We start from the raw sequence: 25,856 nt of genomic DNA, 5'->3' as shown, positions 1-25,856 counted from the left end.
CGGGACCACCCCGCCGATCGGCTATGCTGTGCATGCACATCGAACGGGTGGTCCGCCGCCCTTCGTGGTGGGTGTAGCTCAGTTGGTAGAGCACCTGGTTGTGGTCCAGGTGGCCGCGGGTTCAAGTCCCGTCACTCACCCTGATCCCCGGGGTACGAGGTCTCCTCGTACCCCGGGGTTTTTTGCGTCGGTCCCGCGCTCCGCGGCTGCGGCTAGTCGCGCAGGAAGGCCTCGACCTCGGTGGCGAAGGCCACGGGGGTCTCGTGCGGCGGATAGTGCCCGGCGCCGGGCAGGGTGCGGATGCGGCAGTTCGGGTACCAGACCTGCCAGGTGGCGCGCATCACGTCGGCGGTGAGCGCGAGGTCGTACTCCCCGATCAGGACGAGCACGGGCACCGTGTTGCCCTTGACGGCGTCGGACAGGTCCAGGGACTGCCAGCTCGCGAGGTAGTCGGCGAAGGCCTCGGGGCGGGAGACCTCCAGGGAGTGGGCGACCATCCGGTCGATCCAGCGCCGGCTCGCCCGGTTGCCGGTGACGAGGTCGAGGATGGCGCGCCGGTTCTCGGCGCTCTCGGCGGCGCCGAAGAAGAGGGCGTGGGTGGTGGCGTCCATCTCGTACGGCGCGGCCGGGACCGGATTGATCCCGACGAGCTTCTCGATCCGCTCGGGGGCGCGCACGAGGACCTGCTGGGCGGCCTTGCCGCCCATGGAGTGGCCGAGCAGGGAGAAGGTGTCCCAGCCGAGCTGGTCGGCGAGTTCGAGGACGTCGTCGGCGATCTCGCCGAGGGTGTGGCGGCCCGTCACGTCCCGGCGGTCGCCGTAGCCGCGGTAGTCGAGGAAGACGTACGAGAACCCCTCGGGGTCCAGATGGTCGAGCACGGAGCCCCAGTTGGCCGAGGTCCCGAACCAGTCGTGCAGCACGATCACGCGTACGGGTCCGGTGCCGATCCTGCGGTGGGCGATGGCCATGCGTTCTCCCTCGGTGACGGAGGCGACGAAAACGGACCCGTACGTTCTGCCCATCGGGCCTACGATCACACCGTGAAGCCGACACCGCGCACGGAGCCGCTGGTCATGGGGGACTTCTTCCGCCCGGACCGGGCCCGGCACCCCCACCATCCGCGCAGCTACGAGATCACCGGACCTGCCGAGATCGACGAGGTCCGCGCCGTCCGGCGGCTCGGCCGGGAGCGCGCCGCCGAGGCCGGACAGGACCGGATCGAGTGCGCCTGCTCGGACGCCCAGGGAACCGCGCACCCCACTCCCGAGTCGAACCGCCTGCTCGACCCGCTCTCCCCCGACGGGATCCCGGCGCGGCACCGGGACCGGTGGGCGGCGGCGGCGCCCGAGGGGCTGCGGGAGTTCGCCCGGGCACTGGCCGCGGGCGAGGAAGAGCCGCCCCCGCCGCACGGGGTGCCCCTGCGCGTGGTGTTCGGCTGGCTGGGCGCCGTACGGGAGGAGCCGCGCGACGCGGCGTGGCTCCTCGCGGAACGGGCCCCCGGCCGACTGCTGGCCGGGAGGTCCACGGAGGAACTCGCCTGGGCGGTGAGGGGGACGGACCGCACCGGGCTGGAGGGCGCCGTGCGGTTCTTCGCGAGCGAGGAGTTCACCACCCGCCACCCGAAGCGGCGCCGGGTCCCGGACACCGCCCGCGACCTCCTGCTCCGGCACGCCCGCAGCCACCGCCCCGAGGACCTCCCGGTCCTGGAACGGCGGCTGCTGCGCACGCCGGAGGACCGCGTCAGACGGTCTTGATCGCCGGGTCGGAGACCCCCGGGGCGCCTGTCTCCACGTGGCCCGCGAAGCGGCGGAGGAAGGTGGCGTCGGCGTCGGAGACGACGTTCACGTCGTACCAGCGACCCGTGGCGCCGAGGTCCACCGTGTGGGCGACGGAGCCGCCGGCCGGGACCCTGATGATCTGGGGCGCGCCGCCGTAGGTGTTGGTCACCGTGAGGTTGACGGCCGCCGTGCCGGAGTTGGTCAGGGTCAGCGCCAGGTTGCCGGTGGCGGCGGCGTGGCGGGCCGTGGCCTCGGGGCCGGCCTTCTTCGCCGGGCCCTTCCAGGTGCGCAGGAACCCGTTGGGTCCCCACACCGTCAGGTTGATCTGGTTGCCCGTGGAGCTGCTCGTGGACCAGGTGTCCGAGAGGGTCTTGCCCGCCTCGACCGTGTAGGGCCAGGGGCCGTCCGTACGGTTGCCCGAGGTGCTGTGGAAGTGGGCGCCGAGGGTGGGGCCGGAGGCGAAGGTGAGCGTGAACTTGCCCGTGGACGTGGTGCGCGCGCCGTCCACGTACGGGCTGTAGCCCAGGGCGCGGGTCGGCTTGGAGCCGGCCTCCTGCCCGGGCAGGGTGCCCGTGGCCGGCGGGGTCGGGTGGTAGGACGGGTGGCGGTTCTTGTCCGGCGGGACGTAGCCGGCCGTGGAGGGCAGGGCGGCGGGCGCGGCGTCGGCGCGGGTGAAGTCGAAGGCTGAGGTCAGGTCACCGCAGACGGCGCGGCGCCACGGGGAGATGTTCGGCTCCTGCACCCCGAAGCGCTTCTCCATGAAGCGGATCACCGAGGTGTGGTCGAACGTCTCGGAGCAGACGTAGCCGCCCTTGCTCCACGGGGAGACCACGATCATCGGGACGCGCGGACCGAGCCCGTACGGTCCGGCCGCGTAGCCGCCGCCCCCGGCGTACAGGTCCTTGGACACGTCGGCCGTGGACAGGCCCCAGGCCGAGGAGGCGGGCGGGTACGGCGGGACCACGTGGTCGAAGAAGCCGTCGTTCTCGTCGTAGGTGATGAAGAGGGCGGTCTTCGCCCATACGGCCGGGTTCGCCGTCAGCGCGTCCAGGACCTGCGAGATGTACCAGGCCCCGAAGTTCGTCGGCCAGTTGGCGTGCTCGCTGAAGGCCTCGGGGGCGGCGATCCAGGAGACGGAGGGCAGGGTGCCGTTCACCACGTCCGCGCGCAGGCGGTCGAAGTAGCCCTCGCCCGCCTTGACGTCGGTGCCGGTGCGCGCCTTCTCGTACAGGGCGCTGCCGGGCTGGGCATTGCGGTAGCTGTTGAAGTACAGCAGCGAGTTGTCGCCGTAGTTGCCCCGGAAGGCGTCGCTGATCCAGCCCCAGGAGCCGGCCGCGTTCAGGCCGTCGCCGATGTCCTGGTAGACCTTCCAGGAGACCCCGGCGGACTCCAGGCGCTCGGGGTACGTCTTCCAGCCGTACCCGGCCTCCTGGTTGCCGAGGACCGGACCGCCGCCGACCCCGTCGTTGCCCGTGTGACCCGTCCACATGTAGTAGCGGTTCGGGTCCGTGGCGCCGATGAAGGAGCAGTGGTAGGCGTCGCACACCGTGAAGGCGTCGGCGAGGGCGTAGTGGAACGGGATGTCGTTCCGGGTCATGTACGACATGGTCGTGGCCGTCTTGGCCGGGATCCACTTGTCGTACTTGCCGTTGTTGTACGCCTGGTGGCCGCCGGCCCAGTCGTGGTTCAGCCCCTCCAGGAACTGCATCCCGAGGTCCGCGACCTGCGGGTTGAAGGGCAGGATGTCCTTGGTCCCGTTGGACTGGAAGAACACGGACTTGCCGTTGTCCTGGAGGACGGGCCGCGGGTCGCCGAAGCCCCGGACGCCCTTCATCGCGCCGAAGTAGTGGTCGAAGGACCGGTTCTCCTGCATCAGGACGACGACGTGCTCGATGTCCTGGATCGTTCCGGTGGTGCCCTGCGCCGGGATGGCGGCGGCCCGCGCGATGCTGTCGTTCAGCATCGTGAGGGCGGCCGTGCCGCCGGCTATCTGCAGGAACCTGCGACGGTTGAGTTCTGCCATGGCGTGAGGACCTCTGCGGGTGAGGGGCGAGTCGAGGGGCGCCCCAAGGACAGCGGCCCCGGGGTACCAGCCGGGGATACCCTCATGACGCCGCGCCGTACACCTGGAGAACGGACGACGTTCCTCCGCCCGGGGGGTCAGCCGCCGGCCGCCGCCGGTGCCTGCGCCCGGACGATGAGCCGGTCGAGCAGCGAGAGCAGGGACGCGCGCACGTCCTCACGGGAGCGGGCGTCGAGCATGAGGACGGGGGTGTCCGGATCGCGCAGGTGCAGCGCCGCTCCGATCTCCTGCGCGGTGTACGGCTGTTCACCGTGGAAGCAGTTCGCGCCGACCACGAACGGCAGTCCGCGGCTCTCGAAGAAGTCGACGGCGGGGAAACTGCGGTCGAGGCGCCGCGTGTCGACCAGCACGATCGCCCCGAGCGCCCCGTTCAGCAGGTCGTCCCACATGAACCAGAAGCGTTCCTGGCCCGGCGTGCCGAAGAGGTAGAGGACGACTCCGGCGTCGGTGAGGGTGATCCGGCCGAAGTCCATCGCCACCGTGGTGACCGTCTTGGACTCGATGCCTTCGAGGTCGTCGACGCCGATGCCCGCGGCCGTCAGCCGCTCCTCCGTGCGCAGCGGCTCGATCTCGGAGATCGTCTCCACCAGCGTCGTCTTGCCGACCCCGAATCCACCGGCGACGAGGATCTTGGCCGGGGCCGGTTCCCGGGAGGCGGGCGTGTCATATCCGGGCAAGGTTGTCCCTGATTCTCATGAGCAGGTGGACGTCGGTGGTCTCGGTGGCCGCCAGGGGCGGCCGGTGGTCGATCAGCCCGCGGTCGGCGAGTTCACCGAGGAGCAGCGTCATGGGGGTGAGGCGGATGTGCATCCGCGCCGCTATCTCGGCGACCGCCCGCCCGCCCGGCGGCGCGCACATGGCGAGGATCTCCTGCCACTCGGTGGGCAGCCCGCCGAGCGCTTCGTCGGTGGCCGCCGCCGTGATGGTGGTGTCCATGGTGAGGACGGTCTGCGGCACGGCTGTACGTCCGTCGGTCAGGGCGTACAGCCGCGTACGGCGGCGGCTTGCGGGCTGCGACTCGTCCTGCGGCATTACGCGGACGGCACCTGACCGCGCTCGGGGGTGCCCAGCCACTCGCCGAGCGCCTGGGCGGTGCGGACCGCCTCGCCGCCCAGTTCGCCGAGGCGGGCCTTGCGGGAGGTCACCACGATGAGCGTGCTGCCCTCCCCGCACCCGACGATGCACAGGTACCTGTCGTCCATCTCGACGAGCTGGCGGATGACGCTGCCGCCGTCGATCTCCCGCGATATCGCCTTCATCGTGGAGGCGATGCCGGAGGCGGCGGCCGCCATGCGCTCGGCCTGGGGCTGGTCCAGCAGGTAGGCGCTGAGCCGGATGCCGTCGTTGGACAGGAGCACGGCTCCCTGGATGCCCGCGATCCGGCTCAGGTTGTTGTCGAGGACGCTGTAGATGGCGTCGTTGGCGGCGGCGGTGTTCGGTGAGGTGGTCATGGCTGATCCCGTCGGAGCTCTTCTTCCACTGTCTGGGTCCCCTGTTCGTAGTCCGCCCAGGCGTCGGCCACCTCTTCGGGTGTCGCGGTGTCCGGCCGGACGGGCGTTTCCGGCGCGCGGGGCGCGCGCAGCTGGTCGGCGATGTGGGTCTGCGGGACGCGCTCGGGGAGGGCCGGCCGCGTGGGGGCGTCCGCCGCAGCCGGCCGGACCGCGAGTGCGGGCACGGGGGCGGGCGTCTTCGAACGGCGGCTGGGCAGACCGGCGCCCGTGAGCAGGACCGGCTCGGGCTCGGCAGCGGGCTCGGGCTCGCGCTCGGCAGCGGGCTCGGGCTCCTCGGGGAGGTCCGGAGGGGAGACGGCCGGCACAGTGGCGGACGGCTCGGCGGCGGCCGGCTCCGGGGCCGGGACGGACGGCGCGGGCCGGGACGGGGCGTCCGGTGCGGTCGCCACCAGCAGGTTCCCGGGGAGGAGCACCACGGAGCAGGTCCCTCCGTACACCGAGCGGCGCAGGGTGACGGTCGCCCCGAGCCTGTCGGCGAGGTGACCGACCACGAAGAGCCCGAGCCGGTGCGCGTTCTGCGCCAGGACGGAGTACGGCGGTGCCTGGTGCAGGCGCCCGTTCATCTCCTCGTAGCGCTCGGGGCTCACCCGCGGTCCGCGGTCCTCGATCTCGACCGACAGCCCGTCCGCGACCAGTTCGGCGCGGATGACGACGGTCGACCGGGGCGGGGAGAACCGGGTGGCGTTGTCCAGCAGTTCCGCGAGCAGGTGGCTGATCTGGCTGATCGCGCTCGGTTCCACGCTGGTCTCGTCCAGGGCCTGCCGCTCGATGCGCCGGAAGTCCTCGACCTCGGCGGCGGCTTCGCGCAGCAGGTCGGCGACGCGCATGGGCTCGGTGTGCGGGTCGGGGACCTCGCCGCCCGACAGGATGAGGAGGTTCTCGATCTGCCGCCGCATGCCGACCGTCAGCTGGTCGGACCGCATCAACTGGGCGAGCAGGGCCTCGTCGTGGCCGAAGGTGTCCTGGAGGTCCTCGGTGAGGCTCAGCTGACGGCTGACCAGGTTCCCGGTGCGCGAGGCGATGCCCGAGGCGAACAGGCCGAACCCGTGGCGCTCGGCGGCGAGCAGGCGGTGTCCGTCGACCGATACGGCGACGGCCCGGGCGAACGCGTCGCTGATGCGTCCGACCTCGTCCCGGTCCCCGCTCACGGCCGGCAGGGCCTCGGGGCCCACGGTCTGTCCGCGCTGGAGCCGGTCGACGACGTCGGGGAGGGTCTGCTCGGCCACGGTCACCGTGCGTTCGTGCAGGTCGTTCAGACGGCGGAGCACCGACCGGGTGGTGAACACGACCACGACCACAACGGCCAGCAGCCCGCCGCCGCTTCCGCCGATCAGCCAGGCGACCTCGGTCTGCAGCTCCCCGGCCTTGGCCTCGCCACGGGCGAGCACCGAGCGCGCCAGGTCGATGTTGAGCGTGGTCATCTGCACGGAGAAGTTGGAGTGTGCGGACGACCAGCCGGCGACCTCGGCGGGCACCCTGATGCCCGCGACGGTGTCCTTGTGTCCGGAGAGGACCGCGTTCTCGATGCGCGTCTTCGTCTGCCAGTCCGCGGAGCCGACGACCCGTTCGTAGAACCGCTCGTCCCCCTCCGCGAGGTGGGGCACGATCGACGCCTCGTGCAGGTACCGCTGGGCCCCCAGGGAACTGACGAACTGGTCGTAGCCGGCGAAGCTCAGCTCCCCGGAGGGTCCGGCCAGGGCCAGGACGGTGTCCTCGCGCGCCACCATCTCGGTGGCCTGGAGCATCGCCACCACGGGCCGGCTCGCCTGGGCGAGTTCGGCGTCCTCCGCGTGGCTGAACTCCTGCTGGTACACCTGGATGACCTTGCCGATCACCTCGGAGTAGTAGGCCAGCGTGCTGTCGGCGGCGCCGCTGCGGGTGTCCGCGCGCTGGCGGTACACGGCCAGTTTGTCGAGCTGCCGGGTCACCTCCGCGAAGGACCGCGAGGGATCGTCCGCCAGCCGGCGGAACTCGGCCGAGGCCAGGTCCGTGGCCCCGCGCCGGGCGCGCAGTTCGCCCTCGGCCCCGTCGTTGCCCGCCCACTGGGCGGCGGTCGCCGTCCGCTCCGCCTGCATGTCGACCATGAGCGTGTAGAGGGGGGCGCCGATCCGCTCGGCGGCCTCCACGTCGGCCCTCAGCTGTTCCGACTGTGCCAGCAACCGCTGCGCGGTCACCGTGACTTGGGTGCCCATCGCCAGGGTGGGGAGCACCGCCAGCCAGATGAGCAGGGTGCGCAGGCGCACGGTGCGCCGGCGACGGGTCGCCGACTTCCCTCGTACGCCTTCGGGTTCTATGGGAGACATCGGTCCTCGGGAACGGGGGCGGCAGGGGGATGTCGGGGGTTGCCGAGCAGCCGGACGGCACGGTCCTGGGGAGGGGACGGCCACAACCGGTCCGGCTGCGGCGGGATGTGAGGGTGCCGATCATAACCAGACACATGGAGAAAACGGATAGGTGTCTTCACCGACCAACCGTGCTATCGCTCCTGGATCACCGCAGGCCAGAGACCGGATCGGAATCGAACTGCGATGTCCTCGACACCATGACGGGCCCGTTCCGGCCAGCGGCGCGACCGACCGCCCGCCGCGGGCGGACCGGCAACCGGAACGCGTGCGGGCCCCCACCGGCCTGTACGAGGTCGGTGGGGGCCCGCCGGGGTTCCGCGGTGTCAGCCCTCGTCGGAGGAGGGGGTCAGGCGCAGCGAGATGCTGTTGATGCAGTACCGCTGGTCGGTGGGGGTGGGGTAGCCCTCGCCCTCGAAGACGTGGCCCAGGTGGGAGCCGCACTTCGCGCAGCGGACCTCGGTACGGACCATGCCGTGCGAGGTGTCGGCGATCAGCTCGACCGCGTCGGTGTCCTTCGGGTCGAAGAAGGACGGCCAGCCGCAGTGCGACTCGAACTTCTCCGAGGAGCGGAACAGCTCGGCGCCGCAGCCGCGGCAGGAGTAGACGCCCTCCGTCTTGGTGTCGGTGTACTCACCGCGGAAGGCGGGCTCGGTGCCCGCGAGGCGCAGCACCTGGTACTCGGACGGGCTCAGCTCCGCCTGCCACTGCTCGTCCGTCTTCTCGACCTCGTAGGACATGTCTCTCCCGCTCCCTCGTACCTTCAGCTCGACAGCCGGGCGAGGATCGCCGGACCGAGGTCCGTGACGTCTCCGGCGCCCATGGTGAGAACGAGATCGCCGGGCTTGGCCATTCCCGCGATGACGTCGGCGACGGCCGCCTTGTCGTGCTCGGCGGTGACGTCGGCGCCCGCGGACCGGGCGGCCGCGATGATCAGCTCGCTGGTGATGCCGGGGATCGGGTCCTCGCGGGCCGGGTAGATGTCCAGGACCACGGAGGCGTCGGCCAGGGCCAGCGCCTGCCCCATCTCCTTGCCCAGTTCCTGGGTGCGGGAGAAGAGGTGGGGCTGGAAGACCACGAGGATCCGGGAGTCCCCGGCGGCTCCGCGGATGGCCTCCAGGTCGGCGGTCATCTCGGTGGGGTGGTGGGCGTAGGAGTCGATGACCTGGACGCCCGCGGCCTCGCCCTTGAGCTGGAGGCGGCGCTTCACGCCGGTGTACTTGCCGAGGGCGGAGGCCAGGTTGTGCGCCGGGATGCCGAGGGCCACGCCGGCGGCGAGGGCCGCGACGGCGTTGTGCGCGTAGTGGCGGCCGGGGACGGAGACGGTGAAGGTGAGCATCCGGCCGGCCAGGACCACGGTGACCTCGCTGGTCAGGCCGCGCGGGGTGATCTTGGTGATCCGGACGTCGGCGTCCTCCTCCTCGCCGTACGTGACGACGGTGAGGCCCTCCCGGCCCGCGACGCGGCGGGCGATCTCGGCGGCGCCCTCCTGGCCGTGGGCGACGACCAGGGTGCCGCCGGGCACGATCTTGCCGACGAAGGTCTCGAAGGACTCGTAGATCTCCTCGATCGAAGCGTAGTTCGCGTGGTGGTCGAGCTCCGCGTTGAGGATGATCGCGACCTGCGGGCTGTACTTGTGGAAGGTGCGGTCGCTTTCGTCCGCCTCGGCCACGAAGATGTCGCCCTCGCCGTGGTGGGCGTTGGAGCCGGGGGCGTCCAGGTCGCCGCCGATGGCGTACGAGGGGTCCAGGCCCAGGGCCGAGAGGGACACCGCCAGCATCGAGGTGGTGGTGGTCTTGCCGTGCGTACCGGCGACGGCGATCGGGCGCAGCCCGTCCATCAGGCCGGCGAGGGCGTCGGAGCGGTGCACGACGGGGATGCCGAGCTCGGCGGCGCGGGCCAGCTCGGGGTTGTCGGCGCGGATGGCGCTGGAGACGACCACGCAGGTGGAGTCGTCTGCGAGGTGGCCGGCCGCGTGCCCGATGTGGACCGTGGCGCCTTCGGCACGCAGCGCCTGGGCGGTCTCGGAGTCGCGGGAGTCGCTGCCGGCGACCTGCGCTCCGCGCTGGGCCAGGATCTTCGCGATGCCGGACATCCCGGCGCCGCCGATGCCGATGAAGTGGGGCCGTTCCATGGCGGTCGGCAGGCCGGGCTTCATTCAGGTCGCTCCAGGATCGAGGGGTGGTGCTGTCGAGCTCTGACGGGCCAAGCCTATTCGTTGTGGGCGAAGAGCTTGAGCACCGGAACGCCGACCTTGTGGCGGGCCCGGGAGGCCCAGTCGCGGTGGAAGAACTCCTCCACGAAGTGCGGGGCGGTCAGGACGATCACCTCGTCGGCGCCGGTCTCGTCCACGACGGCCTTCAGTTTGTCGAGCGGGTGGTCCCCGATGATCTGCCCGGTGGCGTTGGCGCCCTTCTGCCGCAGGGCGTTCAGGGAGTGCGCGAGGGCGTGCGCCGCGGGGCCGCGGGCGGCCTCGCCCTCGGGTTCGTCGCCCTCGTGGATGGCCTCGGGGAGCTCACCGAGCGCGACGTCGTCGATGGCGCGCAGCAGTCGGTCCTGGTCGCCCCGGGGTCGCATGAGGACGATGAAGGAGACCGGGTCGTCCCCGTGCAGGGTGGTGACGAAGTCCACGTCCACCGTGGTCAGCGGCTGCTCGATCATCAATACGCTCGTGAACACGGACGCCCTCTCCTTCATGGGCCGAGGCCGGCTGGCCGGCCCCCTGCGGAAACCATCCTGCCCCGCTGTCGCACGGGGCCTTGCGCAGACATGTCTGCCCAGTTATGTGCCCAGCGGAAGCAAAGCGGAACGCCAAATTCCGCCCCTTGTCAGATCCGACGGTAGCTCGTGAAGAGGAACCCGGCCTCTTCCAGTACGGAGGCGGGCGCGAGCCGGTGCGGAACCGTGACGGAGGGTCCCCCGGCGATCCGCTGGGCGTCACCGGCGGCGAGCATCGGGGAGATCGTCAGGCACAGCTCGTCCAGGGCGTCGGCGGCCACGAACTGGCCCAGCAGCCGGGGCCCGCCCTCGGTGAGCTGGCGGCGCAGCCCCCGCCCGGCCAGCTCCCGCACCGCACGGGCCGGGTCGACGGCCGCGCCGTCCCCGGCCACCACGACCTCGGCCCCGGCCTTGACCGCCTCGGCGACCCGGTCGGCGGGCGCGGTGGCGCCGGTGACCACCAGGGTCGGCACCAGCGGGGAGGTGAAGAGGGGCAGTGAGAAGTCCAGGTCCATGCGCGCGGTGACCACGGCGATCGCGGGGGCCGGGCCCTGTCCGGCGGCCTCGCGGCGGGCGGCGAAGGCCTCCCGGGCGCGGGCCGGGCGGTAGCCCTCCTGGCGAACCGTTTCCGCCCCGACGACCACCACATCGGCCAGCGCCCGCAGGGTGCCGAAGATCTTCATGTCGGTCTCGCCGGAGATCGGCTGCGAGCGGCCGTCGTGCTGGGCCGCCCCGTCCAGGGTGGAGACCATGTTCGCCCGCAGCCAGTGTCCGTCCGGCCCCAGAGAGGGGTACGCGTAGGCGTCCGCGAGCTCGTCGAGCGACCACTCCCGGTCGGCCCGGTCCCGGGGCGGGGCTGGTGTCTGATCGGTCACAGGGAACAGGCGTCGCATCCGGGCAGTGTGCCACGCCCCGTAGAGTTAAGGGCTGTGTCGACATCACTCTCCACCTCCGGTTACACCTCCGGCCGGCCTCCGATAGCCGACGCGGGACCCCAGGCCCTGTGTGCGCGCGAGCCGCGGGTGCCCGCCGAACGGCTGGTGGCCGAGATGGTGCCGCCGCCGCGGTTCGACTCGGTCCGCTTCGACACGTACAACCCGGACCCGGCCCAGCCGAGCCAGTCCGAGGCCGTCACCGTGCTCGGCGGCTTCGCCGCCGGTCTGGGCGGGGCGCACGCGAGCGGCGCCGGCAAGAGGCGCTGGTTCTCCAAGAAGCCGGCGGCCCCGTCCGGTCCGCGCGGGGTCTACCTCGACGGCGGATACGGCGTCGGCAAGACGCACCTGCTCGCCTCCCTGTGGCACGCCACCCCGGCCGAGCCCGCGCTCAAGGCCTTCGGCACCTTCGTGGAGCTGACCAACCTGGTCGGCGCGCTCGGCTTCCAGCAGACCGTGCAGACCCTCGGCGGGCACCGGCTGCTGTGCATCGACGAGTTCGAGCTGGACGACCCGGGCGACACGGTGCTGGTGTCCTCGCTGCTCAGCCGCCTCGTCGAGCAGGGCGTGGCGCTGGCCGCCACCTCCAACACGCTGCCCGGCAAGCTCGGCGAGGGCCGGTTCGCCGCCGCCGACTTCCTGCGGGAGATCCAGGGGCTGTCGGCGCACTTCCGGCCGCTGCGGATCGACGGCCAGGACTACCGCCACCGCGGCCTGCCCGAGGCTCCGGCCCCCTTCTCCGAGGAGCAGGTCGCCAAGGCCGCGTACGCGACCCCGGGCGCGAGCCTGGACGACTTCCCCGGCCTGCTGGAACACCTGGCTCGGGTGCACCCGAGCCGCTACGGCGCACTCACCGACGGGATCACGGCCGTCTGCCTGACCGACGTGGGCCCGGTGCCCGACCAGTCGACGGCGCTGCGGCTCGTGGTGCTGGCCGACCGGCTGTACGACCGCGAGGTCCCGGTCCTGGCCTCCGGCGTCCCCTTCGACAAGCTGTTCAGCGACGACATGCTGAACGGCGGCTATCGGAAGAAGTACTTCCGCGCCATATCGCGGCTCACCGCGCTGGCGCGCGACGCGAAACCCCTGGTGTCCCAGTAGGTTTGGGGACGCCGGACGCCCTCACCGGTGTCCGGCCGTTTCCGCTTCTGCGAAGGGATCACCCATGGCCACCACGCGGCACGCGCACACCGTCTGGGAAGGCGACCTGCTCAAGGGCAAGGGCGTCGTCACCCTCGACTCCTCGGGCCTCGGCTCGTACGACGTCTCCTGGCCCGCCCGTACCGAGGCCGCGAACGGCAAGACCAGCCCCGAGGAGCTGATCGCCGCCGCCCACTCCAGCTGCTTCTCGATGGCGCTGTCCCACGGCCTCGCGGGCGCCGGCACCCCGCCCACCCGGCTGGAGACCAAGGCCGACGTCACCTTCCAGCCCGGTGAGGGCATCACCGGCATCCACATCACCGTGGAGGGCGAGGTCCCCGGCCTCGACAACGACGGGTTCGTCGCCGCGGCCGAGGACGCCAAGAAGAACTGCCCCGTCAGCCAGGCCCTGACCGGTACGACGATCACCCTGAGCGCCAAGCTCGCCTGATCCTCCCCGCTCCCGCCCCGACGGGGGCGCGGGCCGCGCCGTGCGGCCCGCACTCCCGTCAGGCGGTCGCCAGCTGCGGGATCAGGCGCATCGCGTTGCCGTGGAAGATCCCCTGCAGCTGCTCCGGGGTGAAGGCCGGGTCCGCGTCGAGAGCGGGGAGCGCCAGCTCCGTGACCGTGTCGGCGGGGGCGGCGGGCCAGTCGGTGCCGAAGAGGACGTGGTCGGCCGGCACGTGCTCCAGCAGGGTCGCCGCGGGCGCCATGGGGCCGGCCGTGTCGTAGTAGAAGCGGCTCAGGTGGTCGCGGACGGCGGCCGGTTCGACACGCGGTTCGCAGAACCGTCCGAGGGCCTGCAGGCGTGTGGCGATGTACGGGAGGAAGCCGCCGGCGTGCGGCAGGACGACGGAGATGTCCGGGAAGCGGTCCAGCGTCCGGTTGCTGATCATGTTCACGGCGGCGCGCGTGGTGTCCAGCAGGAAGTCGCACATGAAGTTCGGAATGCCCGGGACCGTCGACGCGCCGGGCGGGCAGCCGGGCAGGTTGTGCGGGTGGGTGTCCACGACGGCGGAGAACTCGTTCAGCTCGTGGAACAGCCGGTCGTAGGAGGGGTCCCCGAGGTAGACGCCCCCGTAGTTGGCCGTCACGTTCACTCCGACGGCGCCGAGCTGCCCGAGGCCGCGGCGCACGGCCCAGGAGGAGGCCTCCGGGTCGTCCAGGAACAGGGGCACGTAGTACGAGAACCTGCCCGGATGCGAGGCCGCCACCTCGATCATCGACTGCAGCGTGATGTTGACGGCTTCGCGCAGCTGGGCCGACGACCGGTGGCGCGCCGGCAGCATCGGCTTGAGGACGGCGGTCGTGATGCCCGCGCCGTCCATGAAGCGGATCGCGTCCCCGATGTCGAGCCGCGTCCACGGAGGCAGCTGTTCCTGCGTGATCAGCCCGTGGTGCACGGCCCATTCACGCCATTGCGGAGCGCAGTAGTGATGATGCATGTCGATCTTCGAATGGATCGCGCGGGCCGTGTCCGGGCCCGTTGCGGAGGGACCCCGCGCGACGCGGATGACTTCACTGGTGCCCACCGCGGCGATGCGCAGTTCGTCCGCCGGAGTGCCCAGGAGGCGCAGTGCGGGAGTGCTCACGGAATCCGTCATGCCGGTCCACCGCCCATCGGGTCTGGGTTACTTTCCGGAGGCCACGGAGGCCAGGGTCGGCTCGCCGGGCTCCCCGCCCGGACGCGAGGGCTCCAGGACGAGCCGGAGGTGTTCGAGCCCCCGGAACGCCGCCACCGGCCCCTTGAGCCACGCACCCGCGGTCTCCCGCGCGTCCGCGAGCTCCATGTCCGGGAACTCCCGCAGGAGACAGGCGAGCGCGATCTCGAGTTCGAGCCGCGCCAGCGGCGCCCCCAGGCAGTAGTGGGTCCCGTGGCCGAAGCCCAGGTGCGTCCCCTGGAGTCCCTCGCGCGTCACGTCCAGCTCGTCCGGGGAGTCGAACTTCTCGGGGTCCCGGTTGGCGGAGGAGATCGCGATCTGCACCAGGGCGCCCTCGGGGATCAGCGTGTCCCGGATCCGGGCGTCCTGCGCCGCGTACCGGAAGGTCGAGGTCTCCACCGAACCCTCGAAGCGGAGCATCTCCTCGACCGCCCGCGGGATCAGCCGGGGGTCCTCGCGGAGCTTCGCCGCCTGGTCGGGGCGGAGCAGCAGGTTGAGGACGGAGTTCCCGATCTGGTAGGCGGTCGTCTTGTGGCCGGCGAAGAACAGCACCCACAGCGACGCGACCAGTTCGGGGTCCTCCAGCCGTTCCTCCGCCTGGATGAGGTCGCTGAGGAAGGAGTCCGACGGGTGCTCGCGCGTGTCCGCGATCAGCCGCTCCAGCCGGTGCTGCAGCCGCTCCTCGGCCGCCTTCAGCTCCGCCTTCCTACCGGGGTCGAACCGGGAGCGCGTCACCACGGCGAACTGCTCCAGGATCTCCGGGCGGTCCTCCTGCGGGATGCCCATCAGTTCGCACAGGACCGCGATGGGCAGCGGGAACGCGAACGAGGCCATCAGGTCGACCGTCCCGGCCTTCCGGCATGCGCCGAGGATGTCCTCGGCGATCTCGGTGATCCTCGGGCGCATCTCCTCCACCCGCCGGGGGGTGAAGGCGCTGCGCAGGATGCGCCGCAGGCGCGTGTGCCGGGGCGGGTCCGAGAAGAGCACGTTGTCGTCGAGCGCGTCGAAGAAGCTGCCGTACACGGCGTGGTAGGTGTCGATGGCGCCGCGCATGTTCTTGCTGAAGCGGGGGTCCGACAGGGCGTCGCGGGCGTCGTCGTGGCGGGTGATGAGGTAGGTGTCGACCCCGTGGGGCGGAGTCAGCCGGCACACCGGAGCCTGCTCGCGCAGGGCGGCGTACATGGGGTGCGGGCACTGCCGGTATTCCGGCGCGCCCCTGGACACGGCCGAGACGATGTCCTGCAGCTCTCCGCCGCCGTTCGGTGCCGCATCCTGCTGCGCCATGTTCCGCACCCTCCGTCGCACTCGCTCGCACTGGCCTTCTGCGGACACACGGGTTCCCCGTGCGGGTGCGCCGCGAAACGGCGCCGTTCCCGTTCGAGTGAGGCGACGGGGCCGGGTACGAGGTCGTCCGCGTGCGGCCCGGCCGCCCCTCAGCCGATCGGCGGTCGGCCGTCCGGGGCCGGGTGGGTGGCGGGCGCGGCGGCCCGGGGAAGGGGTAGGTGGTCTCTTGCCAGCCCGTCGCAAGGAGCCCGCGCATGGCCCGCAGTCTCGCCCTGGCCCTCACCGCAGCCGCCTCGCTCACCGTGGCGGCGCTCGCCGCTCCCGCCGCCTCGTCCGCCGCGGTGCCCCGCCCCGACGCCGACCGGGGCGTGGGCCGGGCCGTGGCCGACCGGGCCGTCGTCTACAGGGCGACGGCCAGGTACCAGGTGCACGCCAACGCGGTGGCGGCCGGCTACAAGCCGGACAAGTACTGCGTCTTCGACAAGGCGGGGGGAACGGGCGCGCTCGGCTACCCGCACTTCAACCACGCGTACGACAACTCCCTCGACCCGGCGAAGCCCGCCGCTCTGTACTACGAGGACGACGGGCGCGGCGGCAAACGCCTCGTCGGGGTCCAGTGGCTGGTCTACGACCGCGACCAGAAGCTGACCACGGACGACGACCGCCCCACGCTGTTCGGCGTCCCGTTCAAGGGCCCCAAGGCCGGCAACTTCCCCGGCCAGCCCGTCCACTACGCCCTGCACCTGTGGCTCTGGAAGGAGAACCCCCGCGGCCTGTTCGAGAGCTTCAACCCGGCGGTGACCTGCCTCCCGGGCACCACCCGGCCCTGACACCGCCCCTGACGCCGTTCCTGACGCCGTTCCTGAACACCGCTGCCGAACACCGCCGCCGAACACCGCCCGGAGCCGCCGATGTCCGTCACCCGACGCAGCCTGCTCGCCGCCGGCGCGATCGCCTTCAGCGGGACGCTCGGCGCGCTGTTCGCCGGCGGCTCCCCCGCCCCGGCCCGGGCCGCCGGCGCCGGGCGGGGGTACGGACCGCTGCTCCCCGACCCGCGCGGGCTGCTCGACCTCCCCGCGGGGTTCGGCTACCGGGTGCTTTCGCGCGCGGGCTCTCCCCTGCGCTCCGGCGAGGGCGCCGTCCCGGCGAACTGCGACGGCATGGCCGCCTTCGACGCCGGCGGCGGCCGCGTGCGCTTGGTCCGCAACCACGAGAACCGCACCACCGCGGCCCTGCGCGTCCCCGCCGTGCCGGGGCTGACGTACGACCCCGGGGCCCTGGGCGGCTGCACGGCCCTGGACCTCGACGCGGCCGGGGAGGTCACCGGCGAGCGGGTCGCCCTCGCCGGCACCGCCGTCAACTGCGCGGGCGGCCGGACCCCCTGGAACACCTGGCTGAGCTGCGAGGAGACCGAGGACCGCGCGGGCACCTCCGGCTACACCGAGGACCACGGCTACGTCTTCGAGGTGGACCCCGCCGACCCGCACCGCTCGGGGGCGGTCCCGCTCACCGCGATGGGCCGCTTCGCGCACGAGGCCGTCGCCGTGGACCCGTACCGCGGGGTCGTCTACGAGACGGAGGACGCCTTCGTCAAGCCCTTCGGGCTGTTCTACCGCTTCCTGCCGGCGCGGCCGCTCGGGGGGCTCGGCTCGCTGCGGGCGGGGGGCGCCCTGGAGGCCCTGCGCGTGCCGGGGATCGCGGACCTCGCCGTGGTGGACGAGCCCGGGGCGGAGTTCCCGGTGGAGTGGGTGCCCGTGCCGGACCCCTCCGCGGCCGGGACGCCGATCCGGCTCCAGGACTTCGGGCCGGGCGGGATCACCCACGCGCAGAAGCTGGAGGGCTGCTACTGGGGCGGCTCGGGCGTCCACTTCGTCTCCAGCTTCGCCCGCACGGGGGAGGGCGCGTCCGCCGACCACCACGGGCAGGTGTGGTTCTACGATCCGCGCCGGGCCCGGCTCCGGCTGGACGTGCTCTTCGGGCCGGCCGCCGACGTCGCGCTGCCCGGGGACTCCCCCGACAACATCTGCCTGGCCCCGGACGGCGGCCTGATGGTGTGCGAGGACGGCGGCGGGGCCCAGTACGTCTTCGGCGTGACGGAGGGCGGCGAGGTCTATCCGGTGGCCCGCAACGCCGAGGACATCGGGCGGCCGGGGGCCCCGGAGTGGGGGGAGTTCGCCGGGGTCACCTTCTCCCCCGACGGGCACACGATGTACGTCAACGCCTACAGTCCGGGCACCACCTTCGCGGTGACGGGCCCCTGGCGCTGACCCTGATTTATATGACTTTATGACTGCACGACTGCGTGACCGCCTGTCGTGAACCTTCATTGTCGGATAGTCATATAGTTTGCGTACGTGACCATTTCCGTACGAAAAGCAGCTGCCACGGCTGTCACGGCGGTGCTGGGTGCCGCCCTCGCGGGATGCGGGGGCGGCGCCGCGTCGGACGCCGGCCGCGAAGCCCGCATGGGCACCCCCGCCGCCTCGGCCTCCGGCCCGGCCACCGCGTCCCCGCAGAACGGTGCGCCCGCCTCCCCGCAGGCCGGCTCCACGCAGGCCGCCTCCCCGCAGGCCGGCGCCCCCGCCAAGGCCCCGACCCTGGCCCCCGGCCCGAACGGCCTGACCCCCGTCTTCGAGCGCGCGAAGCAGCAGACGGACAAGACCGTGGCGCTGACGTTCGACGCCGACATGACCTCCGACCAGGGGCCGCGCGCCGCCGACGGGGAACGCTTCGACAACCCCCAGCTGATCTCGACCCTGCGCACCCTCAAGGTTCCCTCGACCGTCTTCATGACGGGCCGCTGGGCCGAGGAGTACCCGGACCAGGCGAAGTCCATCGGCACCGACCCGAACTTCGAGATCGCGAACCACTCGTACAGCCACCACGCCTTCAAGTCCCCCTGCTACGGGCTGCCGGCGCTCGACGGCGCCGCCGCCCGCGCCGACGTGGACCGCGCCTTCGCCGCCTTCCGGCAGGCGGGGGCCGTCAACACCGTGCCGTACTTCCGCTTCCCCGGCGGCTGCTACGACGACCAGGCGCTGCGGGCCCTGTCCACGGCCAAGGTCACGGCCGTCCAGTGGGACGTGGTCAGCGGGGACGCCTTCGCGAAGGACCCGGACGCGGTGGCCGAACAGGTGCTCGCCGGGGTGAAGCCCGGCTCGGTGGTGGTCATGCACTGCACGCGCAGCGCCGCCCCGGTCACCGAGGAGGCCATTCGGAAGATCGTCCCGGAGCTGCGCAAGCGCGGCTACCGGTTCGTGAAGGTCTCCGAGCTCATCGGGAAGTGACCGGCGGCCGGGCCCCTCAGCCGGAACAGGCGGTGCGCTGGGCGTCCTGCCACTCGCACACCGGGCAGAGCACCACGCCCGGTGTCGCGACCCCGTACTCGGTGGGCTTGCCGCACTCCAGGCAGTCCGCGTAGGGCGGGCCGTCCACCCGCCCGGCGGGGGCGGCGGGGGCGGGGCAGTACGAGGCGGTCGGCGGGGTCTCGTCCGGCTGGTCCATGCGTACGAGCCTACCGGCGGCGGGGGAACCTCCGGTGGCGAACGGCCTCTGGAGAACTGCTGCCGGAGCACTGGTAGGAAACTTTCCTTCCTGTTAAGGTCCCGGGCGGCGGCTTGGCGCGGTGCCCACCCCCACGGGCATGACGCGCTCAGCGAGAGCTCTGACCCGGCCGCCGCGGCGCCGCCCCCTGCCCGCCCGCGGGCGGGCGCTGCGCCGCCCGCGCCAGTGTCCAGCTCTCGCCGCCCCCTCGAAGCAGGGAGTTCCAGGTATGCGCCCGAACACCTCCGACCGGCCCCCTCTGTTACCCCGCAGACTCCGCACCCTCCTCCTCGCCGGTGTCATCTCGCTCGCGCTCGCCGGCGGGCTCCTCCTGGCCTGGCCCGACCGCGCCGGGGCCGCCGCCGACCCCCTCATATCCCGCGGGAGGCCCGCCACCGCGTCCTCCACCGAGACCTCGTCGCTGGGCGCGAAGAACGCCTTCGACGGTGACCCGGCCACCCGCTGGGCCAGCGCCGAGGGCAAGGACCCGCAGTGGATCCGGGTCGACCTCGGCGCCGGGGCCACCGTCTCGCGGGTGCGCCTCACCTGGGAGGCCGCCTACGCCAAGGCGTACCGCGTCGAGATCTCCGCCGACGGCTCCTCCTGGACCACGCTCGCCGGCGAGAGCGCCGGCAACGGCGGCACCGACGACTGGACCGGCCTGTCCGGCAAGGGCCGCTACCTGCGCGTCCAGGGCACCGCGCGCGGCACCTCGTACGGCTACTCGCTCTTCGAGGCCGAGGTGTACGGCACCGCCGGGGACGGGCCGCCGCCGGGCGGCGCCTTCACGGTCGTCGCCGCCGGTGACATCGCCGCGCAGTGCACCGCGTCCGACAGCGGTTGCGCGCACCCCAAGACGGCCGCGCTCGCCCAGCGGATCGACCCGAAGTTCTACCTGACGATGGGCGACAACCAGTACGACGACGCCCGGCTCTCCGACTACCGCGCCTACTACGACAAGACCTGGGGCGCCTTCAAGGCCAGGACCCGCCCGGTCCCGGGCAACCACGAGACCTACGACCCGGCCGGCCCGCTCGCCGGCTACAAGTCGTACTTCGGGAGCATCGCCTACCCGCAGGGCAAGAGCTACTACAGCTTCGACGAGGGCAACTGGCACTTCATCGCCCTCGACTCCAACTCCTTCGACCAGGCCGCCCAGCTCACCTGGCTCAAGGCCGACCTCGCCGCCAACACCAGGCAGTGCGTCGCCGCCTACTGGCACCACCCGCTGTACTCGTCCGGCGGGCACGGCAACGACCCGGTCTCCAAGCCGGTCTGGAAGATCCTCTACGCCGCCAAGGCCGACCTGGTCCTGAACGGGCACGACCACCACTACGAGCGGTTCGCCCCGCAGGACCCCGAAGGCCGGGCGACCGCCGACGGGATCGTGGAGATCGTCGGCGGGATGGGCGGCGCCGAGCCCTACCCGATCGAGGAGGTCCAGCCCAACAGCCAGAAGCGGATCAGCGGACCGTACGGCGTGGTGAAGCTCGACTTCACCGACTCCGGCTACGGGTGGACCTACGTCGCCACCGACGGCCAGGTCAAGGACACCAGCCCGAAGTACAGCTGCCACTGATGTACCTGGCCGCCAACGGCCGCCCGGACGCGCCGCCCCGCCCCCCAGGGGCCGGGCGGCGGGTCCCCGCCGCCGTCCTCGCGCTCGGCACGGTCAGCCTCGTCACCGACGTCTCCTCCGAGATGGTCACCGCGGTGCTGCCGCTCTACCTCGTCCTGGGCCTGGGCCTGACCCCCCTCCAGTTCGGCTTCCTGGACGGGATGTTCAACGGGGCCACCGCCCTCGTACGGCTGCTCGGCGGCCGGCTCGCCGACCGCCGCGGCCACCACAAGCGGGTCGCCGGCGCCGGCTACCTGCTGTCCGCCCTCTCCCGGCTCGGGCTGCTCCTCGCCGGGGGTGCCACGGGCGGGATCGCCGCCGCGCTCGCCGCCGACCGGCTGGGCAAGGGCATCCGCACCGCCCCGCGCGACGCCCTCATCTCGCTCAGCGGGCCGCCGGAGGGCCTCGGCCGGTCCTTCGGCGTGCACCGCGCCATGGACACCACGGGCGCCCTCCTCGGGCCGCTCGCCGCGTTCGCCGTGCTGTGGGCGACCGCCGACGCCTACGACGCGGTGTTCGCCGTCAGTTTCTGCACCGGCCTGCTCGGTGTGCTGCTGCTCGTCGTGTACGTCCCGGCGGCGCCCGGGCCGGCCGCCGCTCCCCCGGCCGCGCCCCGCGCGCCGCGCCGGTCGGTCCTGCGCGACCCCGCGTTCCGCCGCGTGCTCTGCGCCGCGGCCCTGCTCGGCGCCACCACCATCGGCGACGCCTTCCTCTACCTGCTGCTCCTGCGCGGCCTCGACCTGCCGCCCGCCCTGTTCACACTGCTGCCGCTCGGGGCCGCCGCCGTCTACCTCCTGCTCGCCGTGCCCGCGGGCCGGCTCGCCGACCGGGCCGGGCGCCGGACGGCCTTCCTGCTCGGGCACGGCGCTCTGCTCTGCGCGTACGGCCTGCTGCTCGCCCCCGTCTCCCTGCCGACCGTCGTGGGAGTGCTCGCCCTGCTGGGCGTCTTCTACGCGGCCACCGACGGGGTCCTGATGGCGCTCGCCGCGCCCGCGCTGCCCGCGGCCGGCCGGGCGGGCGGGCTCGCGGTGCTGCAGACCGGCCAGGCGCTGGCCCGGCTGCTGGGCGCCGCCGGATTCGGGGCGGCGTGGACCTTCTGGGGACCCCGGCCCGCTCTCTGGGCCGCGGCCCTCGCGCTGGCCGGGGCGCTCGCGGCCGCCGCGCGCATCATGCCCGCCGCTCCCGCTCCCCCGACCGCCCCGGAGGCCCCGTGAATCCCCCGTCCCGCCGGCTGCGCCTCGCCCTCGTCGTCACCGCGGTCCTGCTGCTGGCGGGCGGCTCGCTGGGCTACGTCCTGCACGCGCGCCACCGCGAACGGCCGCCCGGGCAGCAGGCCGACGCCTCCTTCGGCATCGGGGAGCCCGGCCTCTACTTCCGGGACACGGCCGGCGGGCGGATCGCGCGCCAGGACGGCCCGGGCGGGGCGCGCGTGACCGGCGGCCCGTCCTGCGACCGCTTCCACACCGCCGGGGACCACGCCCTGTGCCTGCGCAAGCTGCCCGGGGTCCCGGCCCGCACGGAAGCCCTCGTACTCGACCGGCGCATGCGGGAGGTCCGCAAGGTGACCGTGCCCGGCATCCCGAACCGGGCCCGTGTCTCGCCCTCGGGCCAGGTCCTGTCCTGGACCACCTTCACGACCGGCGACTCCTACAACACCGCCGCCTTCTCCACGCGGACGGCGATCCTGGACCTGCGCACCGGCTATCTGATCAAGTCGGTCGAGCAGATCCCGCTGACCCTCGGCGGGGCCCGCCACCACGACTCCGACGTCAACTACTGGGGCGTGACCTTCGCCGCCGACGACAACCGCTTCTACGCCACCGTCTCCACCCGGGGCGCGACCCACCTCGTCGAGGGCGACCTGCGCGCCTGGTCGGCCAAGGCACTGCGGGAGAACGCCGAATGCCCCTCGCTGTCCCCGGACGGCACCCGCGTCGCCTTCAAGAAGAAGGTCTCCGACGACCCCCGGGCACCCTGGCGGCTGTACGTCCTCGACCTCGCGACGATGCGCGAGCACCCGTCGGCCGAATCCCGCAGCGTCGACGACCAGGCCGCCTGGCTGGACGACTCGACCGTCGCCTACGCCCTGCCGGGGCAGGACGGCCGCGCGAGCGACGTCTGGTCGGTCCCGGCCGACGGAACGGGCCCGCCCCGCCTCCTCGTTCCGGGCGGCTCCTCCCCCGCGAACGTCGGCTAGGCCGTCTCTTTCGGATACCGGCGGAGACGGCCTAGCGCCGCCGCGCGGCGGCCAGGCAGGCCGTCGTGCCGGCCCCGGCGGCCAGTAGCAGCGCGCCCGCCAGGGCGGTGAGCGGCAGTGGCACCGTCCCCGAGCGTCCCGCCGCGACCAGGGCGGACACCGCGCCGCGGGCCGGGGAGACCGCGAGGACCAGGGCGAGCAGGGAGCCGAGGGTGCCGGCCAGGACCGCGTAGCCCCGGCGGCGGATCAGCGGGCGGCTGCACAGGGCGCCCACGGCCGCGCCGGTCAGTGTGCAGGCCGCCATCGCGAGGGCCCCGGCGAGGGCGGCCGTGCCCGGGTCGGCGCCGGCCCGGTCGCCGGTCAGCAGGGCCACGGCCGCCGCCCCGGCTCCGGCGATCAGCGCCCCGGCCGACGCGGTGAGCAGGGCCGCCGCGTGCACCCGTACGGGACCGGCCGCGGCGGCCGTGCAGTCGCGGGCCGCGTCCGGTTCGGCGCTCACGCAGATCCGGACCAGCCAGGCGGTGGCCGGGACCAGTCCGGCGGCCACGAGGCCGAGGGAGTCCGGCACCGGGTCGCCCGGCCGGATTCCGACGGCCACGAAGGCGGCGTAGGTGATGAGGGGCGCGAGCCAGCGCTGGGAGCGCAGCAGCAGGGCGCCCTGGTAACGGAGCAGGGCGGTCAAGGGAGTTCCTCCACGGCGCGGACGTGCCAGGGCGGCCGGGCGGTGAGCAGGTCGCGCAGGACCGCGTCGGAGCGTGCGGCTTCCACGGTGAGCAGCACTCCCCCGCCGGGTGCCGGCGAGGCGGTGAGGTCCGGGGGCAGGGCCCGGCCGGGCGGGCCGACCGCGTGGATCCGTACACGGGGCCCGGTCGCCGCCGACGCCGGTACGAGTGCCCCGCCCTCGACCCGGTAGTGGGCGTCGGCCGCGCCCGCGAGCCGCCGCGGGTCGTGGTCGACGAACACCACCGTGCCTCCGGCGGCGGTGCGTTCGGCGACGGCCCGGTCCAGCTCCTCGCGGGCGGAGCCGTCCAGGCCGGTCCACGCCTCGTCGAGGACGAGCAGCCCCGGTTCGGCGAGCAGGGCCTGCGCGACGGCCACCTTCTGGCTGCTGCCCTTGGACAGTTCGGCCATCGGGGTGCGGGCGTACGCGGCGGCACCGAACCGCTCCAGCCGGTCGGCCGCCCGGCGGGCCGCCTCGGCGCGCGGCAGCCCGTGCACCCGGCCCATGTGGGCCAGGTAGCCGGCGGCCGTGAGCGGCAGCGCCGCCGGGAAGCGCTCGGGCACGTAGCCGGTGCGGGGCGGGCGGCCGCTGACGCGCCCCTCGGTCGGGGCCTCGATGCCGGCGACGAGCCGTAGCAGGGTGGACTTGCCGCCGCCGTTGCCGCCTTCGATCCGGACCAGCGTGCCGGGCGGCAGCTCCAGCGAGACCCCCCGCAGCACCCAGGGCCCGCGCCGTCTGTAACGCCGGCCCACGCCGGTGAGGTTCAGTGCGCCACCGTCTCGGTGACCTCGCTCGGGCGGACGATGACGAAGCCCTCGCCGCGCAGCATCAGCTGGACGGCCTCGCCGGAGCCGCCGCGGATCATCGAGCCGACGGACTGGGAGCGGTGCAGGCCGGTCTCCAGCCGGGCGCTCCATCCGACCACGGCGTCCGTGTCGACGTAGACCGGGGCCTGGGCGGTGACCGGGATGATGATCGGGTTGCCGTCGCAGATCACGGCGAGCTTGCCGGTGCCGGTGAAGACGCTGTTGAAGAGGCCGCCGCCGGTCATGCCGGCGCCCTTCACCATCTTGATCTCGTAGGACAGGGTCGGGTCGAAGCAGAGCACGTTGCGTCCGTTGACGGTGAGGGCGTCGCCCGGCTCGAAGTCGATGATGAAGCAGTTGGCCGCCTGGTGGGCGAACCAGGCCTCGCCCTGGCCCCGTACGGACATGAGCGCCAGGCCCTCGCCCGTCACGGCGCGCTTGAGCATGCCGCCTATGCCCTGGCCCTTGCGCTCGAACTGGAGGTTGCCGCGGAAGGCGACCATCGAGCCCTGGCGGGCCAGCATTTCACCGTTGACGTTGTACTTGACGGACTTGGCGTTCTGCAGGCTCATGCCAGGGGTGACGGCGGCCTGGGCCAGGTTCTCGGACGCGAAAAGATCACTCTTCATGCCGCCGATCCTCACCCGCGGCCGGCACCCGGGGCATCCTCCTTGAGGTGGAGCCTGGCATCCTTGGCGGGATGAGCAGCCAGCACACGAACGACATCTCCGACGTGCCCGCGGTCGGCGCGGACAGCCCCTTCCGGCAGGAGCACGCCCTGCGCGACGAGGCCCCGCAGTTCGTCCTGCCGCTGGTGGTCCGGATCGAGAAGGCCGAGCCGCCGGCCCGGACGGACGCCCTGGAGACGGCGGCCCGCGCGGTGCTGGTCCTGCTCACCGACGAGCGGGCGCAGGGCGAGGGCGAGTGGGCCGAGGCGGTCCGCGACTGGCAGGACGCGCGGATCCGCAAGGTGGTCCGCCGGGCCCGCGGGGCGGAGTGGCGCAAGGCGCAGACCCTGCCGGGTGTCACGGTGCACGGTGACACCTCGGAGGTACGGGTCTTTCCGCCGGTGCCCCTGGACGGCTGGCCCAAGGAACTCGCGAAGCTCCAGGTGTCGGGCACCGATCTGGACGACCCGGAGCCGGTGGCCGCGGTCGAGGACCCGGCGCTGCCGGTGCTGTGGCTCAACCCCGGCCTCGACATGTCGGCCGGCAAGGCGATGGCCCAGGCCGGGCACGCGGCGCAGCTGGCGTGGTGGGAGCTGACCGGCGCGGAGCGCGCCGCCTGGCGGGAATCGGGCTTCCGGCTGGCCGTACGGACGGCCGCGCGCGAGCGGTGGGCGGAGCTGGGCGGGAGCGGGCTGCCGGTGGTCCGCGACGCCGGGTTCACCGAGATCGCGCCGGGCAGTGCGACGGTGGTGGCCGACCACCCGGCGCTGCGCGCCCGGCTCTGACGGCGCCGGTCCGACAGCCCCGTGTTCGCGGGAACCTCAAATGTTCCTCTGAACGTCCCCTGCTGCGGT

Annotated in this window: 26 protein-coding genes and 1 tRNA gene; 11 read left to right on the top strand and 16 right to left on the bottom strand. The window is 73.1% G+C overall.

The annotated features are described in order from the left end of the window. Positions 1–67: 67 nt before the first annotated feature. Positions 68–140 (top strand) — tRNA-His (locus tag OG472_RS32965). Positions 141–212: 72 nt separating this feature from the next. Here the strand turns inward: OG472_RS32965 and OG472_RS32960 are convergent. Continuing rightward, positions 213–968 carry an alpha/beta fold hydrolase gene (locus OG472_RS32960; protein ID WP_401613925.1) on the bottom strand — a complete coding sequence of 252 codons (756 nt, stop codon included), beginning with the start codon at positions 966–968 and terminating at the stop codon, positions 213–215. A 72-nt stretch (positions 969–1,040) separates the two neighbouring features. Between OG472_RS32960 and OG472_RS32955 the strand changes: the two genes are divergently transcribed. Next, positions 1,041–1,754: a hypothetical protein gene (locus tag OG472_RS32955; RefSeq protein ID WP_405832518.1), complete on the top strand. Its 714-nt coding sequence runs from the start codon at positions 1,041–1,043 to the stop codon at positions 1,752–1,754. Here OG472_RS32955 and OG472_RS32950 read toward each other — a convergent pair. The 9 genes from OG472_RS32950 to OG472_RS32910 all read right to left on the bottom strand — a co-directional run bounded on the left by OG472_RS32950 (position 1,741) and on the right by OG472_RS32910 (position 11,325). Continuing rightward, complete coding sequence (locus OG472_RS32950; RefSeq protein ID WP_405832517.1) at positions 1,741–3,801, bottom strand: phosphocholine-specific phospholipase C; 2,061 nt, start codon at positions 3,799–3,801, stop codon at positions 1,741–1,743. The two genes, OG472_RS32955 and OG472_RS32950, sit on opposite strands and share 14 nt — an antisense overlap. Before the next feature lie 137 nt (positions 3,802–3,938). Then, positions 3,939–4,538 (bottom strand): GTP-binding protein, encoded by a 600-nt coding sequence (locus tag OG472_RS32945; RefSeq protein ID WP_401613919.1) that lies wholly within the window; start codon positions 4,536–4,538, stop codon positions 3,939–3,941. After that, positions 4,525–4,893, bottom strand: coding sequence for a DUF742 domain-containing protein (locus tag OG472_RS32940; protein ID WP_319722863.1), 369 nt, complete (start codon positions 4,891–4,893; stop codon positions 4,525–4,527). Before OG472_RS32940 ends, OG472_RS32945 begins: the two co-directional genes overlap by 14 nt. Beyond that, positions 4,893–5,312 (bottom strand): roadblock/LC7 domain-containing protein, encoded by a 420-nt coding sequence (locus OG472_RS32935; RefSeq protein WP_361754152.1) that lies wholly within the window; start codon positions 5,310–5,312, stop codon positions 4,893–4,895. Before OG472_RS32935 ends, OG472_RS32940 begins: the two co-directional genes overlap by 1 nt. Beyond that, on the bottom strand, positions 5,309–7,675 hold the full coding sequence (locus tag OG472_RS32930) for a nitrate- and nitrite sensing domain-containing protein (protein ID WP_405832516.1): 2,367 nt from the start codon (positions 7,673–7,675) through the stop codon (positions 5,309–5,311). The genes OG472_RS32935 and OG472_RS32930 overlap by 4 nt, the downstream gene beginning before the upstream one ends. A 365-nt stretch (positions 7,676–8,040) precedes the next feature. Continuing rightward, positions 8,041–8,454, bottom strand: a complete 414-nt coding sequence (gene msrB, locus OG472_RS32925; RefSeq protein WP_327417056.1) for a peptide-methionine (R)-S-oxide reductase MsrB — start codon at positions 8,452–8,454, stop codon at positions 8,041–8,043. Between the two features lie 23 nt (positions 8,455–8,477). Further along, on the bottom strand, positions 8,478–9,872 hold the full coding sequence (gene murC / locus OG472_RS32920; RefSeq protein ID WP_383573747.1) for a UDP-N-acetylmuramate--L-alanine ligase: 1,395 nt from the start codon (positions 9,870–9,872) through the stop codon (positions 8,478–8,480). Positions 9,873–9,925: 53 nt separating this feature from the next. Further along, a complete protein-coding gene (locus OG472_RS32915; protein WP_401613912.1) occupies positions 9,926–10,393 on the bottom strand; it encodes an indole-3-glycerol phosphate synthase in 468 nt (155 codons plus the stop codon). A 149-nt stretch (positions 10,394–10,542) separates the two neighbouring features. Continuing rightward, positions 10,543–11,325 carry a pyrimidine reductase family protein gene (locus OG472_RS32910; protein WP_401613910.1) on the bottom strand — a complete coding sequence of 261 codons (783 nt, stop codon included), beginning with the start codon at positions 11,323–11,325 and terminating at the stop codon, positions 10,543–10,545. Positions 11,326–11,409: 84 nt separating this feature from the next. On the opposite strand from OG472_RS32910, the gene zapE reads away from it, so the two are divergent. Then, positions 11,410–12,465, top strand: coding sequence for a cell division protein ZapE (gene zapE, locus OG472_RS32905; RefSeq protein WP_401613983.1), 1,056 nt, complete (start codon positions 11,410–11,412; stop codon positions 12,463–12,465). 64 nt (positions 12,466–12,529) lie between these two features. Then, positions 12,530–12,955, top strand: a complete 426-nt coding sequence (locus OG472_RS32900; protein ID WP_401613908.1) for an OsmC family protein — start codon at positions 12,530–12,532, stop codon at positions 12,953–12,955. A gap of 58 nt (positions 12,956–13,013) precedes the next feature. Here the strand turns inward: OG472_RS32900 and OG472_RS32895 are convergent, their stop codons facing one another. Both OG472_RS32895 and OG472_RS32890 read right to left on the bottom strand, forming a co-directional pair. Next, positions 13,014–14,108, bottom strand: coding sequence for an amidohydrolase family protein (locus tag OG472_RS32895; protein ID WP_405832514.1), 1,095 nt, complete (start codon positions 14,106–14,108; stop codon positions 13,014–13,016). A 27-nt stretch (positions 14,109–14,135) separates the two neighbouring features. Further along, positions 14,136–15,449 carry a cytochrome P450 gene (locus OG472_RS32890; RefSeq protein ID WP_405832512.1) on the bottom strand — a complete coding sequence of 438 codons (1,314 nt, stop codon included), beginning with the start codon at positions 15,447–15,449 and terminating at the stop codon, positions 14,136–14,138. A gap of 254 nt (positions 15,450–15,703) precedes the next feature. Between OG472_RS32890 and OG472_RS32885 the strand changes: the two genes are divergently transcribed. The 3 genes from OG472_RS32885 to OG472_RS32875 all read left to right on the top strand — a co-directional run bounded on the left by OG472_RS32885 (position 15,704) and on the right by OG472_RS32875 (position 18,736). Then, on the top strand, positions 15,704–16,279 hold the full coding sequence (locus OG472_RS32885) for a hypothetical protein (RefSeq protein ID WP_405832511.1): 576 nt from the start codon (positions 15,704–15,706) through the stop codon (positions 16,277–16,279). 81 nt (positions 16,280–16,360) lie between these two features. Continuing rightward, a complete protein-coding gene (locus OG472_RS32880; RefSeq protein ID WP_401613901.1) occupies positions 16,361–17,716 on the top strand; it encodes an alkaline phosphatase PhoX in 1,356 nt (451 codons plus the stop codon). A gap of 87 nt (positions 17,717–17,803) precedes the next feature. After that, positions 17,804–18,736, top strand: a complete 933-nt coding sequence (locus tag OG472_RS32875; protein WP_405832509.1) for a polysaccharide deacetylase family protein — start codon at positions 17,804–17,806, stop codon at positions 18,734–18,736. 16 nt (positions 18,737–18,752) lie between these two features. Here OG472_RS32875 and OG472_RS32870 read toward each other — a convergent pair whose 3' ends face one another. Next, positions 18,753–18,953, bottom strand: a complete 201-nt coding sequence (locus OG472_RS32870) for a hypothetical protein (protein WP_383573729.1) — start codon at positions 18,951–18,953, stop codon at positions 18,753–18,755. A 268-nt stretch (positions 18,954–19,221) separates the two neighbouring features. Here OG472_RS32870 and OG472_RS32865 point away from each other — a divergent pair, with 268 nt between their 5' ends. From OG472_RS32865 to OG472_RS32855, 3 genes are read left to right on the top strand one after another with little or no spacing between them, the layout of a single operon-like run. Then, positions 19,222–20,571 carry a discoidin domain-containing protein gene (locus tag OG472_RS32865; RefSeq protein ID WP_401613896.1) on the top strand — a complete coding sequence of 450 codons (1,350 nt, stop codon included), beginning with the start codon at positions 19,222–19,224 and terminating at the stop codon, positions 20,569–20,571. Beyond that, the gene (locus tag OG472_RS32860; protein ID WP_401613894.1) at positions 20,571–21,824 is read left to right on the top strand and encodes an MFS transporter; all 1,254 of its coding nucleotides are present in this window, start codon (positions 20,571–20,573) and stop codon (positions 21,822–21,824) included. The genes OG472_RS32865 and OG472_RS32860 overlap by 1 nt, the downstream gene beginning before the upstream one ends. Then, positions 21,821–22,807, top strand: a complete 987-nt coding sequence (locus OG472_RS32855; protein WP_405832507.1) for a TolB family protein — start codon at positions 21,821–21,823, stop codon at positions 22,805–22,807. The genes OG472_RS32860 and OG472_RS32855 overlap by 4 nt, the downstream gene beginning before the upstream one ends. Positions 22,808–22,838: 31 nt before the next feature. Here the strand turns inward: OG472_RS32855 and OG472_RS32850 are convergent, their stop codons facing one another. From OG472_RS32850 to OG472_RS32840, 3 genes are read right to left on the bottom strand one after another with little or no spacing between them, the layout of a single operon-like run. Continuing rightward, positions 22,839–23,489 carry an ABC transporter gene (locus OG472_RS32850; protein ID WP_405832506.1) on the bottom strand — a complete coding sequence of 217 codons (651 nt, stop codon included), beginning with the start codon at positions 23,487–23,489 and terminating at the stop codon, positions 22,839–22,841. After that, the gene (locus OG472_RS32845; protein WP_401613981.1) at positions 23,486–24,295 is read right to left on the bottom strand and encodes an ATP-binding cassette domain-containing protein; all 810 of its coding nucleotides are present in this window, start codon (positions 24,293–24,295) and stop codon (positions 23,486–23,488) included. The genes OG472_RS32850 and OG472_RS32845 overlap by 4 nt, the downstream gene beginning before the upstream one ends. Continuing rightward, positions 24,292–24,963: an AIM24 family protein gene (locus OG472_RS32840; RefSeq protein WP_383573719.1), complete on the bottom strand. Its 672-nt coding sequence runs from the start codon at positions 24,961–24,963 to the stop codon at positions 24,292–24,294. Before OG472_RS32840 ends, OG472_RS32845 begins: the two co-directional genes overlap by 4 nt. 71 nt (positions 24,964–25,034) lie before the next feature. Here OG472_RS32840 and OG472_RS32835 point away from each other — a divergent pair, with 71 nt between their 5' ends. Continuing rightward, positions 25,035–25,787, top strand: coding sequence for an aminoacyl-tRNA hydrolase (locus OG472_RS32835; protein WP_405832505.1), 753 nt, complete (start codon positions 25,035–25,037; stop codon positions 25,785–25,787). Positions 25,788–25,856 lie beyond the last annotated feature (69 nt).

Origin of the sequence: Streptomyces sp. NBC_00207, from assembly GCF_045160965.1 — a bacterium.
Classification (GTDB): domain Bacteria; phylum Actinomycetota; class Actinomycetes; order Streptomycetales; family Streptomycetaceae; genus Streptomyces.
The sequence above is the reverse complement of the archived record's forward strand: the minus strand, read 5'-3'. Positions and strand labels throughout refer to the sequence as shown.